Raw genomic sequence first — 15,702 nt, forward strand, 5'->3', positions numbered from 1 at the left:
TAATATATTATTGAAGTATTACTAGTTTTTCAATTTTTTCTGCTTTAGCATTGGAAATAAGTGATTTAACTTTTAACTTATAAATATAGACTCCTTTTCCTATTTTTGTACCAAAATCATCTAAACCATTCCAAGCTATCGATCGTGATAAATTCCCTTCTGACTGCACGGTTTCATTAATAGTTTTAACTAATTTACCGGAAACAGTAAAAATTTGTATTTGAACATTTAATAACTCATTATCCTTGTTATGATTAAACCAAAACTCGGTATAATTAACAAATGGATTTGGATAATTTAACACATTACTTAGTATCAAATCGCTACTGTCAACTACAAAAAAAGAAAACGTTGTTTCAGATAAATTATTGTAAGTATCCCAAACTTTTAAAATTAAAGTGTGTAACCCTGCTGATAGGTCTTTAAATGGGTAATTCACTTTTCCTTTTTTATAATCATTTAATTCAGTTTCATAAAAATCATTTAATATGATAGGATTTGATTGGTCTCCATCTAGTATTGCAACTATATCGTGGTCTACAGCGGTGATTGATGTATTAATACCACTTTCATCTTCAATAACCGCAATAAATAAGGGTGAGTTACTTGTGTTACCACCTTCTACAAAATTTAAATCGTTCATGAATAATTGCACAATAGGACCTGTTGTATCTTCTGGCGCATTTGTATTCACACCTCCAATAGTTATATCTAGATCATAACCCGCTTTATCAATTAATTCATCAGTTGCATAAAAGCTTAATTTACCTTTTCCGTAAGCAACTTTAATATCTTTAGGAGCTATAAAATCAAAAATAAATTTTCCGTTTTTGACTGTTGACCTCCCTTTGAAAATCTTGCTTTCTAACGCATCAAATTGCATTGTAATATTTCTATTATCATTATCTAACGTGGTTTTATTAATAGATTTATCAAATACCGTAACTGCTAATTCACCATTAAAATCGTTTAAAATTTCACCATTAGAATCTGCTACTTCTCCCTCAAACTTCATGTAAGAAAGTGCTTTAATAGTATCTAAAGATTGCGAAATATCAACATCATTAATTTTTTTCAATTGAATAGACGGACTTGGTATACTGAGTTTCATTGCAGGATCTCCAAGCATAAATATGAAGTATCGTTGTGTTGTTGAAAATTGATTTTTCATACTCATTAATGACTCTGCAATTGTGTAGTTTTCATTATTGAAATTTAGTAAAGGTTTTATTAACCTTTCATTTAAAGCTTGCCCTACACTAATGAATATTTCTCTTGTAGTTGAAATTAGTGAGCCAGCACCTCCATTTGCATTCCAAAATAAAAATTCTCCTGCTGTTTTTCTTAAAGGGTTATCAAACCTTGAAAAATCACAAGTTATGGTAATAAATAAAGGTAAATTAAATTCATTGGTCCAACTTTGAATATCAGAAACTTCTAAAATCCTCTCTGCTGCCCAACCATCTTCTCCTCCATGACCAAAATAATCAACCAGTAAAGTTCCCTTTTCTACTTGATTTGTAAGTTCTATATTTACTGTAGGGTATCTATTTCCTCCCGAGGATGTCTGCTGCGTATATGCATCCATATACACTTTTTTTAGATTAAAAATTGGATTATTTACTGCTATTGTATCTGCTATTTTTTCCAATTCAGCTTGTATTATTTGCTCACCTGCGGCGTCTATATCATCTGCAACTAACGTAATTTGTGTTCTCCAATCACCAAAAGAATTTATATTGTAGTAGTTTAGTAGTTTCTTAACAACTTGCTCAGCTTGCAATGGGTCTGAAACAGGTATTCTTCCTGTGACAACATCTTGTCGTTCGAACGAATTCATTTCACCTTCATTCCCATCCATCATTCCATAAAAATCATCTGTAACAAATGAATTAGCTAAATTAAAACTGTCATAAGCTTCAAAAACTGGAACAATATTATTATTACCTCCTATTCTATCTTTATAATCGTAAGAAGCATCGCCAAACAAGCAAACATATTTTATTTGATGTGTGTTTGAATTATCATACAAATGCTTTACAAAATCCCTTATTGCTGAAATATCAGGTGAACCGGAAGAAAATTCATTATAAATTTCATGTAAAGGAACAACCTTAGTAAGCAAATTAGAATTTTCGTTATGATAGTTCGCTAAAAGCTGAGCTTGTTCAACTAAAAAATCTTGAGTAATAATTACGTAATCAATATTTGTTAAACTATGTAAATTTTGATTCGAAACTATAACATTTTCAATTGCTTTAGGTGTAAAGTAGTCATTTTCATTGAGTACAATAAACTCTTTAAATGACCCTCCTTGAATTTTAAAGTTATAGTTTGAAGTACTTGATTCATTAATAATATTCGTTGGATTTAATCTATCTGTTACCTCCCAAATCTTGGTTATTTGATTGCTATTTTCTATTGAATATTCAAAAATTCCAGAATTATTATGAACATCAAAATTTCTAAATAAAAACTGATTCCCAGTCGCTATTAATCTTTTTTTACCTAAAACCTCTATATAATCTAAGTAAGCTTTTGCTGAAGGGTTGCCGCTATTATTATATGATATATCTAGGTTCACTGAATTTCCCGTTAATGAAATTGCACCACTATTCTCTCTCGCAACAGCTTTGGTTAAACCTCCATTAGCCGGTAAATTTAATGAGAACAAACTTTGACTATTAACTTTTACCTGCATCTGAGTTGCAATAGATGATTCTGCAACACCTCTCACTTTTACAATGATATCTGAAGAAGCGTCGATATTTTCAAAAGGAATTAAATAACTACGATTATTCTCAATATTAAAACTATCCCCAAACCACTGTTGACCAACTGCAAATAAGTTTACCTCATCTTTTTCATAAAAAACATAATCATGATAACTATTTATTTGCAAACTTGGCGAACCCGAAATAGGATTATTATTAGCAATTCTTTTTCCTCCAGTTTCTCCTACTGTAATAAAATAATACGCTGCATCAGAAAAAATATTAAATTGATGTTCAAGTTCATTCAAATCATTACTAGCTAAATTTCTCCAAGTATGAGGACCTTTAGCATAAAACAAAATATAATCATCTCTATCAAAACTATTATCATTTTCCCCTTCTACAAAAATTGCATTTTCTTGCAATCCATTATACCTGAAATCACTATTTTTAAATGACAACATTTCTCCTCCATTTCCATAAATTTGAATATTTTTAGGATTTATTGAATTTATATTAATTCCTAAATTAGTTAGAAAATCACTATCGATTTTATACACACCTGTCGCATCAACTGAAAATTTATACCAATTGCCAGTTGCTAAAACTGAATTTTTTACAGTTGAACTTTTACCAATTTTATTTTCGGATGATTTACGCGTTGAATACTCTAAATTAAACGAAATTATTTTTTTAATTACATTTCCCTCCTTTAAAAGTGGAGTTAAATTTAAAATTGCATAAGTGCGTTCTCTAGAATTAACAATTTTAAATTCTGCATTAACATTTGTTGGGATTTTGTTCATATTTAAGCCTGAAGTTGGACTAGAAAATGCTTCAAAACTTATATCTGAAATAGTGTAGTCAACCAATTCAAGCCCATTAGGTATTTCCCATTTCTTTGTATAAGTTGGGTTTAAAAATTCATCTACAAAATTACCTTTAACTAAACTAGTTCTTATTCTGCTGTTGCTATTAATTACAAAATCAGTTCCATCATCCCAGTCTAACTTTACACTTTTAACTTCAGTTTGTTGAGCAAGTATTAAATTCCCAAAACTAAAAAAGAAAATAAACAAAATTTTGTTTAACTTGTACATAGTATAAATAACGTTAGTTTTTGTTTGTTATTTTTAACATATTACAACAATACACATAATAAAGAACAAAAACAATCGTTAAAAAAACATAATCTAATATTTTATTAAAATAATTTCTTGTGAAAAAATTTATTTAATGTAAATTGCGAGTTATTAAACCCTAATAAGTGAACATGAGCATGAAAAATTTATTTAACGTAACGCGAGTTTTAGTAATAGTTTTAGCCACACTGTTATTCGTTAGTTGCCATAATAGAACTTCCAGAAATAAATCTGCATTAACCGGTTGGGATGCGAAAGATAAAGCAGCTGCAGGATTTTCTTCAAATACTAATTTTAGAGGTCAAATTTCACCACCAGGTATGGTGCTAATTGAAGGTGGAGCATTTACGATGGGACATGTTCAGGATGATGTTTTATTTGATTGGAATACAACTCCCATAAAACAACAAGTAAGATCATTTTACCTTGATGAGTCTGAAGTTACAAATTCTGAATATTTATTTTACTTAGAATGGATGGAAAAAGTTTTCCCTCCTAGTGATTTAAACTATAAAGATATTTATCTTTCTGCAGTTCCAGATACGCTGGTTTGGAGAGATGTATTAGGATCTAATGAATTGCTTACTGAAAATTATTTAAGACACCCTGCATATGCAGACTATCCGGTAGTTGGTGTTAGCTGGATTCAAGCAACACAATATTGCAAATGGAGAAGTGATCGTGTAAATGAAAAAATATTGATGGATATTAATGTTTTGAATCCATTATTTGAAAGTGATTCTCTTGAAGTAAAAGGTCAAAACAATTTTACTACAGATAGCTACTTAGAAAATCCATATTTATTGTTTAATGGAGACTCAACAATATATAACAAAGGACTACCCTCTAATACTAAAAGAAAAAAAGGGCAATCAAGACCTTCTAGAGGAGCTTTTACTGGAAGACATGTAAAAGTAGCTGATGGTGTTTTAGCACCTAAATTTAGATTACCAACAGAGTCAGAATGGGAATATGCAGCAAAAGCTATTATTGAAAAAAGAGAATATAATAATATAAGAGGACGGAAAAAATATGCGTGGGACGGTAAATATACTCGTAACAAAAATAAAAGAGTTAAAGGTGATCAACTCGCTAACTTTAAACAAGGGAAAGGAGATTACAGTGGAATACCTGGATGGAGTAATGATGGTGCAGATATAACAAACAGAGTGAAACAATACGATCCAAACGCATTTGGGCTATACGATATGTCTGGAAATGTGGCTGAATGGGTTGCTGACGTTTATAGACCAATTGTAGATAATGACGCGAATGATTTTAATTATTTTAGAGGTAATATTTTTACTAAAAAAATGATTGGTGAAGACGGAAAAGTTGTGATGGTTGATGATGCTTCCATAGAATATGACACATTAGATAATGGAAAAATAATACCTAAAAATTTACCAGGTAGTATTAAATATGTACCAATTTCTGACCGTGATGCATATATGAGAAATAATTATGAAAAAGCTTATAACGTTGATTCTAGAGATGGGGATTTAGCCTCTACAAAATTATACAATAAAGATGAAGATGAGTTAGAAACAAAACCTAGAATGTATAACTCTCCAATTAAACCAAGAGTTATTGGTGAAAGTGGTTTATTAATGCAACAATATGATGAAGAAAAAAGAACAACTCTAATAAGTGATAAATCACGAGTTTATAAAGGTGGTTCTTGGAAAGATAGAGAATACTGGTTAGATCCTTCTCAAAGAAGATATTTACCAGAATATATGGCTACAAATTATATTGGTTTTAGATGTGCAACCGATCGATTAGGTACAATGACTCCGAAAAGGAGAAAACCAACAACAACTAAAATTAGATATTAACAGATTATTTGAAATAATAAAAGCCTCATTGAATATTCAGTGAGGTTTTTTTTATATTTAAACTATGAAAATTGAAGAATTATATAAGCTATACTGTACATCTCATTTGGTTGATACAGATTCACGTAAAATAAGAAATGGAAGTATTTATTTTGCGCTAAAAGGCGAAAACTTTAATGGAAATATATTTGCAATTGATGCGCTAAAAAATGGAGCTAGCTATGCTGTTATTGATGATGCCAAATATAACATAAATTCAAAAACAATTCTAGTAGAAAATGCCCTTGAAGAACTTCAAAATTTGGCTAATTTCCATAGAAAACAGCTCGATATTCCTATTATTTCACTTACAGGAAGTAATGGGAAAACAACCACAAAGGAACTAATAAATGCTGTTCTACGTCAAAAATACAATACTGTAGCAACTAGTGGTAATTTAAATAATCATATTGGAGTACCACTCACTATTTTATCAATGACACCCACAACTGAAATTGGTATTGTTGAAATGGGTGCAAATCATGTAAAAGAGATAGAATTTTTATGTCATATTGCCAAACCAAATTTCGGTTATATAACAAACTTTGGAAAAGCTCATTTAGAAGGATTTGGAGGGGTAAAAGGAATTATTAAAGGGAAGTCTGAATTGTATGATTCCTTAAGAAACTCAGGTGGAATAGCTTTTTTAAATAAAGATGATAAATTGCAGCTGAAGCAGGCAAAAGGTATTAAGTCTATATACTTTAATCAAGAAAAAATTGAATTTAAAGAGGCTAGTCCATTTGTTATAATTCAATTTAAAAACATACAAATTAAGAGCAGATTAATTGGAAAATATAATTATACGAATATTGCTGCAGCAATAGCCATAGGAGACTATTTTAAAGTATCAACACAAAATATTAAAAATGCTATTGAAAATTATACTCCAACAAATAATCGCTCTCAAATCATAGAAAAGGGTTCTACGCGTATTATTTTAGATGCTTATAATGCAAACCCAACTAGTATGCAAGCCGCTCTAGAAAATTTTCATCAATTAAAAGATAGTCGTAAAATAGTATTTTTGGGAGATATGTTTGAATTAGGAGAAGACAGCAAAAAAGAACATCAGAAAATTGCTGATTTAGCTATTCACTATAATTTTGATAAGATTTACCTAATAGGAAAAGCCTTTTCTAATACTAAAGCAAAAGATGCGTTTATCTATGATAGCTTTGAAAATTTCAAAACTTCTTTTAATGGTCATTTACAAATTAATAATGCTACGGTTCTTATCAAAGGGTCTAGAGGAATGGCTTTAGAACGTGTTTTAGACTTGTTCTAACTTTAATTTTTCTCTATGATGTTCTATTAAACCATCTATTGGTCTTCTAACAATATTGCCAACATTAATCATATGATATCTCGCAACATCGGTAATAATATCTTGTGCAAAAAATGCAATAGATCCGACGAAATGAACTGGAACTTTACTAGACTCTGAATATGGTAAAATTCTATTTTTAAAGAAATCTTTCATTCCCTTATGTAAGATTTTATTAAAATAGCAATTACGCTTATTTTTTAAAATAAATTCAGCAAAATGGGCTAAATATGCATTTGGATTTTCTTCTTTGTAAATATTTCTTTTAATAGTATCCGCATCTAAATCGAATTCCTCTTCGAATTGTTTCGCAATTTCTTTTGGCATCTTATGGTAATAATAATCTCTAATTAACTTTTTTCCAAAATAATTACCACTTGCTTCATCCATTAATATATAACCTAATGAAGGTACTCTAGCGTCAACATTCTCACCATCAAAATAACAACTATTAGATCCTGTACCCAGAATACATACAATTCCTGGTTTTGAAGTCACCGCATAAACTGCGGCATATGTATCCTCTTTAACAACAATTTTAGCATTCACAAAAAATGATTTAAAAGTAGAAGCTAAAAGACTAGTAAGTCTTTCCGTACCACAACCCGCACCATAGAAATAAACATTTGTTATACTTTCTTTGCAACTCATTAAATCTTGATTTTCTTGAATTCTACTAAATATCAACTCAGTATTTAATATTTCAGGATTTAAACCTTCGGTTCTCGTCTTAAATATTTGTTTTCCTGAATTATCTAAAAGAATCCAATCAGCTTTGGTTGAACCACCATCTGCTAGTAAAATCATTTTTTGTGAATTAAATTTATTTATTTAATTGAGTGAATATACTCAGCTAAATCTACTAATTTAGTTGAATAACCAAACTCATTATCATACCAAGATACTAATTTAACAAAATTGTCATTTAGCCCAATACTTGCATTTGCATCAAAAACAGATGTTCTTGGTTCAGATACAAAATCTTGAGATACAACACCCTCTTCTGTATATCCTAAAATTCCTTTTAATTCATTTTCAGAAGCATCTTTAATAGCTGCTTTTACCTCTTCAAAAGACGCACCTTTTTCTAATCTTACAGTTAAATCAACTACAGATACATCAACAGTTGGAACTCTAAATGCCATACCTGTTAATTTTCCATTTAATTCAGGAATTACTTTCCCTACTGCTTTTGCAGCTCCTGTTGATGCTGGTACAATGTTGTTTAATGATGCACGACCTAATCTAAAATCTTTTTTAGAAGGACCATCAACTGTAAATTGAGTTGCTGTTGCAGCATGAACAGTTGTCATTAAACCTTCAACTATTCCAAATTTATCATTAATAACTTTAGCTATTGGAGCTAAACAGTTGGTTGTACAAGATGCATTTGATACTATGGTATCTGCAGCTGTAATATTTTTATGATTTACACCCATAACAAACATTGGTGCATCTGCCGATGGGGCAGAAATTGCCACTTTTTTAGCTCCAGCAGTAATGTGTTTTTGAGCTCCTTCAAGATTTGTAAAAATTCCTGTACAGTCTAGTACCACCTCAGCTCCTACGGCATCCCACTTCAAATCTTCTGGGTTACGTTCTGCAGAAACTCTAATTTCATTTCCGTTTACTACTAGATTTCCATTTTTCACTTCAATGGTTCCATCAAATTGTCCATGAACTGAATCATATTTTAATAAATATGCTAAATGATCTACTGCTAATAAATCATTAATTCCTACTACTTCTACATTTGGTCTACTTGCTGCTACTCTAAAAGCAATTCTTCCAATTCTACCAAATCCGTTAATTCCTATTTTAACTGTTGACATTTTAATTTATTTTTATTGATTTCTATTATTATTCTCTATTTATACTGAAGTTATTTCAGCAACTTTTAATAATTCTTTGTTAATATCATTATTCATTTTAATTGCTTTTTCAAGCTCTACCTTTGATATTTTATTTTCTGTAATTCCAATCATTACACCTGTTGATTTATCTAATAACGCTTCAACCGCCGCAACTCCCAACCTGCTTGCTAGTACTCTATCAAAACAACTTGGAGAACCTCCACGCTGCATATGACCTAAAACAGAAACTCTTATATCATATTCAGGAAAACTTTCCGTGATATGATCTGCTAATTCAAAAACATTCTTTCCAATTTTGTCTCCTTCAGAAACAACAACAATACTCGATGTTTTTCCACTATCTTTACCTTTGTTAAGAGACTCCACAAACTTTTCTAATCCTATATTTTTTTCAGGAATTAAAATTTCTTCTGCCCCCGCTCCAATACCTGCATTTAGTGCTATAAAACCAGCATCTCTTCCCATTACTTCAATAAAAAACAATCTATTGTGAGAACTTGCTGTGTCCCTAATTTTATCAATAACCTCAACAACTGTATTTAATGCTGTGTCATAGCCAATTGTATTGTCAGTTCCATAAATATCATTATCAATCGTTCCTGGGATACCTACTAACGGAAAATTAAATTCTTGCATAAATTTCAATCCACCTGTAAAAGTACCATCACCTCCAATTAGAATTAAACCTCCAACTCCATGTTCTTTAAGGTTCTTATACGCCTTTGCTCTTCCCTCTTTAGTCTTAAATTCTAAAGAACGAGCAGATTTTAAAATTGTACCACCTTTGTTGATAATATTACTAACGTTTCGTGATGAAATAATTTCAAAATCACCCTCAATTAAACCTTGATATCCTCTATAAACTCCAACACATTCAATACTATAATAACTACATGCTCTGACTACCGCTCTTATAGCTGCGTTCATACCTGGAGCATCTCCACCTGAGGTTAGAACTGCAATCTTTTTTATAGGTTCATTCATTAATTAAAAATATGTCACAAAATTACTTTTTAAAGGATTTTCTTCCTACAAATATAGCCTTTATTCACTAAAACGATTTCGCTTCAAAATTAAAGAAAAAATCCTATCTAAAACATATTCTTTTAACTATTTAAACTCTATTAATTTTTCTAATTTTTTACTTTTAGAATGAAAGATTCTAAAGTGTTTATTTTTATTTTTATAAATCCTTTACCGTGCTCAACTTTCAATTCGGAAGAAGGCGAATCGTATAACTGATCTACTAAACCATAGGTTCCATCTTTCAAATTCCAAGCTGCAATAATATTTTCTGGAATTTGTAATTCAAAATCATAACTCTCTTCAGCATCAAAATTTGATACAATTATTAATTTTTCCTTTGCAGACCATCGTACAAATGAAAATACACGGTGATTGTAGTTTTGAGTTTGTTCTCGATTGAAGAAATGAATCTCCTTATAATCACCCATTAAAGCACTACTACTAATTGAAAAATTCAATAATTTCTTGTAAAAACCTCTTAAACTTCGTTCTTTTTTTGATAATTGTGCACCATCAAATTCCCCATTATTCATCCACCTTTGATGATGAGGAACTCCTATATAATCGAAAATAGATGTTCTGGTTGGACTTCCAAAACCAGCATTTTCAGCCCCTGGCTCCCCCACTTCTTGACCAAAATAAATCATTGTTGGAGATGTGCTAATTGTTGTTGAAACAACCATTGCTGGCTTACCTTTTTCCGCTAAACCTGCAAAATCAGAACTAGCAATTCGTTGTTCATCATGGTTTTCTAAAAAATGGAGCATATGATGTTCAATATCTACTAAATCTGTTTGAATTCCAGGCAAATGATCTGTCCAGCCATGCCCTTGCATTATATGCTTTATGCTGTCGTATAATGCCACTTTATCATACAAATAATCCATTTTACCCTTAAATATGTAATCTCTATATAAGGATGGGTTATAGACTTCAGCTAACAAAAAAGCCTCAGAATTTTTCATTTTTATTGCAGAATTCATATAACTCCAAAATTCAACAGGAACCATTTCTGCCATATCATATCTAAAGCCATCAACACCTTTATCTATCCAATATAGTGCTATATCTTTAAATTTATTCCAAGAATCTGGAACTTCTTTTCCTTCCCAAAAGTCAAAATGTTCTTTATAATCCTTACTTCCAAATTCGTATGGAAGTTCTACAAAATCCTTGCTCCCATCAGGTTTTATACCGTAATTAATTTTTACTGTTTCATACCAATCATAAAAACTTGGTTGTGCCAAACGTGATCCATTTCCAGTCCATTTTGCAGGTTTTTCTTCAAATTTTCGATCTGAAAGCTCATTTGCTTCACCTCCTAATGGTTGATAATTATTTTGCCAGATTGGAACTTTAAAATCTTCGCCAGGGATATAATAAAAGTTATTATTTTTCTCGTACTCAACATTTTTATTATCATTAGCACCAAAATCACTTATCCCTTTTGGATTTGTTTTTCCTTCATACCCACGAGCAATATGATTTGGAACAATATCAATAAGAACTTTCATTCCTGTGCTATGTGTGCGCTCAATCAATTCCTCAAATTCTTCCAATCGTTTTGCTGGGTCTACAGCTAAATCCGGATTTACATTGTAATAATCCTTTACAGCATAAGGTGACCCTGCACGACCTTTAACAATATCTGGATCGTCATTTGAAATTCCAAAAGCAGTGTAATCTGTAATTGTAGCATGGTGTAAAACACCCGTGTACCAAATATGTGTTACACCCAAATTTTTAATTTCAAGAAGTGCTTTCTCAGTAAAATCGTTAAACTTACCTACACCATTTTCTTCTAAGGTACCCCAAGGCTTATTCAATTTATTGGTATTACCAAATAACCGAGTAAAAACCTGATAAACAACTTCTTTATGATTTTTTTTAGACTGCATAGTTTTTTCGATCTCTTTTTTTTCTTGATTACAAGCCACAAAAATAACAAATAGACTTATAAAACTTATGATGAGTATTTTTTTCATGGTATTATTTTTTTAATAAGCTAATTGCAAATCCACCACCTTCGGCAAGTTTGACAATTTCTTTGGATGTATTAGATATTTCTATTGTTCTAATAGTTAAACTTGTTGGATTCTTATCCCAGTGAGCATCCTTTCCATCTTCATAAATTGTTGCTTCGTAGGTAACTCCTTTCTCCAAAAAGCTGAAATCAATTACAAGTGTTCTAGAGTTTTCATCGGTAATACCACCAACAAACCAATTATTAGAGTTTCTTTCTTGTCGAGCTATGGTTACAAAATCACCTATTTCACCATTCAAAACTTTAGTTTGCTGCCAATCTACTCCTACATCTCGAATAAATTGCAATGCCGGATTTCCTTCATAGTTTTCAATCAAATCTGCTGCCATTTGCACAGGACTATATATTACAACATACAATGCTAATTGTTGTGCTATGGTTGTATTTACTTGATTTGCAGTTTTATATTTATCAAATTTTATATCAAAAATTCCTGGTGTAAAATCAATTGGACCAGCTAACATTCTTGTAAAAGCCACAATTGACAAATGCTCAGGTGGATTTCCGCCATCTTGAGCCCAGGCGTTAAATTCTTGTCCTCTCAAGCCTTCTCTTGAAATTGTGTTTGGATATGTTCTTCGTAAACCTGTAGCTTTTATAGGTTCATGAGCATTTATTGCCACTTGGTATTTTGCCGCTTTAATAACTGCATTGTTATACTGGTTTACCATATATTGCCCGTGATGATATTCTCCTTTAGGTAATATTTTACCAACATAACCCGTTTTTACGGAGTGTATTCCTAAACTTTGCATTAATGCATACGCCGTATCTTGTTGCTTTTCATACGTTTCTGTTGCCGCCGAAGTTTCGTGATGCATAATAATCTCAACTCCTTTTTCTTTTCCGTAACGCACCACTTCTTTTAAATCATAATCTGAATATGGTGTTACAAAATCAAAAACACCTTCTCTATCCTCAAAGCCAATCCAGTGTTCCCATCCAGTATTCCAACCTTCAACCAATACTGCACCGATATTGTTTTTTGCTGAAAAATCTATAAATGCTTTTGCATTTTCAGTAGTTGCACCGTGTTTTCCAGAAGCTAAATCCCACGACGATTTTCCTAAATGCATTTCCCACCAAATACCAGTGTATTTTGTTGGCTTAAACCAAGAAATATCATCCAATTTACTTGGTTCATTCAGGTTTACTATTAAATTAGATTCAATTAAATCACTCGCTTTTTCAGCAATTTGAATGGTACGCCAAGGTGTATGGAAAGGTACTGTTCTTTTCACTTTATAATCCAAATTATCAGAACCCACCAAATTACTTTTCATTACAAAATTTAGAGTATCAACTTGTAAAGTCATACCTGAATAATCAATCAAACTTGCTTCATGAAAACTTAAGTGTAATCCGCTTTTAGTTTTCATTGTAACTGGAGTGTTCACAGCGTTTTCCGGTATAGAAGTTTGTGCTAAATTTACATGAGCTGCTTTTTCTATTGCATCAATTTCTGAAAATTGAGTTGTATTATACAAATGCTCATAAATATCCCAATCACCAGGAATCCACCATACTTTATGGTCTGCTGTTAATTTAAACTCGGTATTTTCTTCAGTAATAAAAACTTCAGAAAGGTTTTTTTGCTCTGGAAATTCATATCTAAATCCTAAGCCATCGTCATAAACTCGAAAAGTTATATTCAATTTTCGCTTTAATTCTGATGTTTCTTGAAGTTCTATTTTAAGTTCATTGTAATTATTTACAACTTCTAATTGTTCTCCCCAAGGCATTTTCCAAGTTTCATTAAAACTGCTTGAAATTACATTTATGATTTTAAAATTATCTTTTAAGGATGCTGCTTCTCTTAAATCGAAACCTAAGGTTGAAGTCTTAATTACCTCACCCTTTTTATAACTTATAGTATAATTAGGCTGACCGTCCTTTGTCAAATTGAAAATTACTTCTATCGCGCTATTTGGTGAAATAATTTTCGTTTCAATTTTAGTCTCTTTTGAACAGGAAAATAAAATAGTACTAATGACTACGATACTTATTTTAAAAATTCTCATCTTATTTTTTTAATTCTAATAAAACAATATTAAATGCCGTATCTAATTTTGCAATTCCATTTTTAACAATAACTTCAGTACCTGAATACGCATCAACAACCAAATCTCCATTTTTAAAAATTGAATTTACATTTAATTCCTTTGAACCATTGGATAAATCTAAACCAACAACAACAGCATCTGTATAATTAGTTGTTGAATAAATTCTTTGGAAAACATATGGTTGTTCACTTATCATTTTATGAACTCCTGCTCCAATTGATGGATGATTCTTTCTGAATTTCCCTAATTTTTGATAATGTAACAATATCGATTTGGTTTCCTCATTCGTTTCAATATCATTCCAATTCATATTTGAACGCAATGTAGCATCTCCAACTGTTCCTTCAATAATTAAATTTCTTGCAGATTCATCACCATAATAGACTTGTGAGCTTCCAGGACTTAATAATAATTTAGTTCCTGCTTCAAAAGTTTTGGTTCGGTCTTTATCAAAAGGCTGGCCATCATCATGAGATGTTAGATAATTTAAAATACCAAATTCTTTTAATTCATTGTTTAAAATTGAATCGTATTTAGAAAATAATTCCTCATATGTTGGCATTTGAGAAGCGTTCCATTTAAACTCAAAATTTATTAAACTGTTAAACCCATTTTCAAAATAATTCACTTTTTTATCTCCAAAATCAAAAAATTGACCTCCGCTAATTCCGTAATTATATACTTCTCCAACTAAATAAAAATTATTAGTATCTAAAACTTTCTCGGGATTCTTTTCTTTCCATTGTTTAAATGCATACTCACATTCTGTTATAAATTCGCCCCAAATAAATTCTTCTGTATGCTTTACTGTATCTGCTCTATACCCATCAATTCCATATTCAGAGATATAATCTGTCAACCATTTTATGATATAAAAACGAGGTGCTTTTGGGTAACCTGTTCTCATAAAAAAGGCATCCAACTCTTTCATTTCTTGCTCATACCTACCCTCTGATTTCCATTTTTCAACTAAATGTTTTGGGAGTTCAACAAATTGATTATCTCCCGTTTTAATATCCGGTAAATTCTTAACTAAGGTACAAGAAACCGTAGATTCATAATCTTGGTATGAACATTGAGGACCTGTTCTCACCCAATCATTTGGCCATACTGGGTCTTTAATTGTTGCTGGGCCCGTATGATTTATAACCCCATCTAATACAATTCGAATACCCTTTTTATGAGCGACCTCTACCAAATTTTTTAAATCTTCTGTAGTTCCAAAATTTGGATCTAGTGCCGTCCAGTCTTTTGCCCAATATCCGTGATACCCATAACTTACCCCTGTGCCTTCGTCAACTTCTCCATGAACTTGTTCAACAATTGGAGTAAACCAAATTGCATTAATACCTAAATTAGAAAAATAACCATCTTGAATTTTTTGAGTGATTCCAATAATATCACCACCTTCAAAACCACGTAAAGTTCCCGTTACTTTTGTTCTACTGAAGTTTACATCATTTGACGTATCACCATTGTTAAATCTATCTGTAAGTAAAAAATAAATATTAGCTGCTTCCCAAACAAATGGCGTTTCTACATTTGTTGAAATTAATAACCCTTCCTCTTTTTTCTCAGAGGAACATGCTGCTACAACCATCAGTAGGCCGATTAATATATATTTTTTCATAAGTA

Annotated in this window: 9 protein-coding genes; 2 read left to right on the forward strand and 7 right to left on the reverse strand. The window is 31.1% G+C overall.

Going from position 1 to position 15,702, the window contains the following annotated elements:
• Positions 1-7: 7 nt before the first annotated feature.
• The gene (gene porU / locus HKP59_RS03040) at positions 8-3,793 is read right to left on the reverse strand and encodes a type IX secretion system sortase PorU (protein WP_291803309.1); all 3,786 of its coding nucleotides are present in this window, start codon (positions 3,791-3,793) and stop codon (positions 8-10) included.
• Positions 3,794-3,987: 194 nt separating this feature from the next.
• Between porU and gldJ the strand changes: the two genes are divergently transcribed.
• Both gldJ and murF read left to right on the forward strand, forming a co-directional pair.
• Positions 3,988-5,694 (forward strand): gliding motility lipoprotein GldJ, encoded by a 1,707-nt coding sequence (gene gldJ, locus HKP59_RS03045; protein WP_363288713.1) that lies wholly within the window; start codon positions 3,988-3,990, stop codon positions 5,692-5,694.
• A gap of 64 nt (positions 5,695-5,758) precedes the next feature.
• Positions 5,759-7,021 carry a UDP-N-acetylmuramoyl-tripeptide--D-alanyl-D-alanine ligase gene (gene murF, locus HKP59_RS03050; RefSeq protein ID WP_291803311.1) on the forward strand — a complete coding sequence of 421 codons (1,263 nt, stop codon included), beginning with the start codon at positions 5,759-5,761 and terminating at the stop codon, positions 7,019-7,021.
• Here the strand turns inward: murF and HKP59_RS03055 are convergent.
• The 6 genes from HKP59_RS03055 to HKP59_RS03080 form a co-directional block, all read right to left on the reverse strand.
• Complete coding sequence (locus HKP59_RS03055; protein WP_291803313.1) at positions 7,007-7,867, reverse strand: N-acetylglucosamine kinase; 861 nt, start codon at positions 7,865-7,867, stop codon at positions 7,007-7,009. The genes murF and HKP59_RS03055 overlap by 15 nt on opposite strands.
• 20 nt (positions 7,868-7,887) lie before the next feature.
• A complete protein-coding gene (gene gap, locus HKP59_RS03060) occupies positions 7,888-8,892 on the reverse strand; it encodes a type I glyceraldehyde-3-phosphate dehydrogenase (protein WP_291803315.1) in 1,005 nt (334 codons plus the stop codon).
• 39 nt (positions 8,893-8,931) lie between these two features.
• Positions 8,932-9,918: a 6-phosphofructokinase gene (gene pfkA / locus HKP59_RS03065; protein ID WP_291803316.1), complete on the reverse strand. Its 987-nt coding sequence runs from the start codon at positions 9,916-9,918 to the stop codon at positions 8,932-8,934.
• A 149-nt stretch (positions 9,919-10,067) separates the two neighbouring features.
• Positions 10,068-11,945: an alpha-amylase family glycosyl hydrolase gene (locus HKP59_RS03070; RefSeq protein WP_291803317.1), complete on the reverse strand. Its 1,878-nt coding sequence runs from the start codon at positions 11,943-11,945 to the stop codon at positions 10,068-10,070.
• Positions 11,946-11,949: 4 nt separating this feature from the next.
• The gene (locus HKP59_RS03075; RefSeq protein ID WP_291803319.1) at positions 11,950-14,025 is read right to left on the reverse strand and encodes a glycoside hydrolase family 97 protein; all 2,076 of its coding nucleotides are present in this window, start codon (positions 14,023-14,025) and stop codon (positions 11,950-11,952) included.
• 1 nt (position 14,026) lies between these two features.
• On the reverse strand, positions 14,027-15,697 hold the full coding sequence (locus HKP59_RS03080; protein WP_291803321.1) for an alpha-amylase family glycosyl hydrolase: 1,671 nt from the start codon (positions 15,695-15,697) through the stop codon (positions 14,027-14,029).
• Positions 15,698-15,702 lie beyond the last annotated feature (5 nt).

This window comes from Lutibacter sp., from assembly GCF_013041805.1.
Lineage (GTDB): Bacteria > Bacteroidota > Bacteroidia > Flavobacteriales > Flavobacteriaceae > Lutibacter.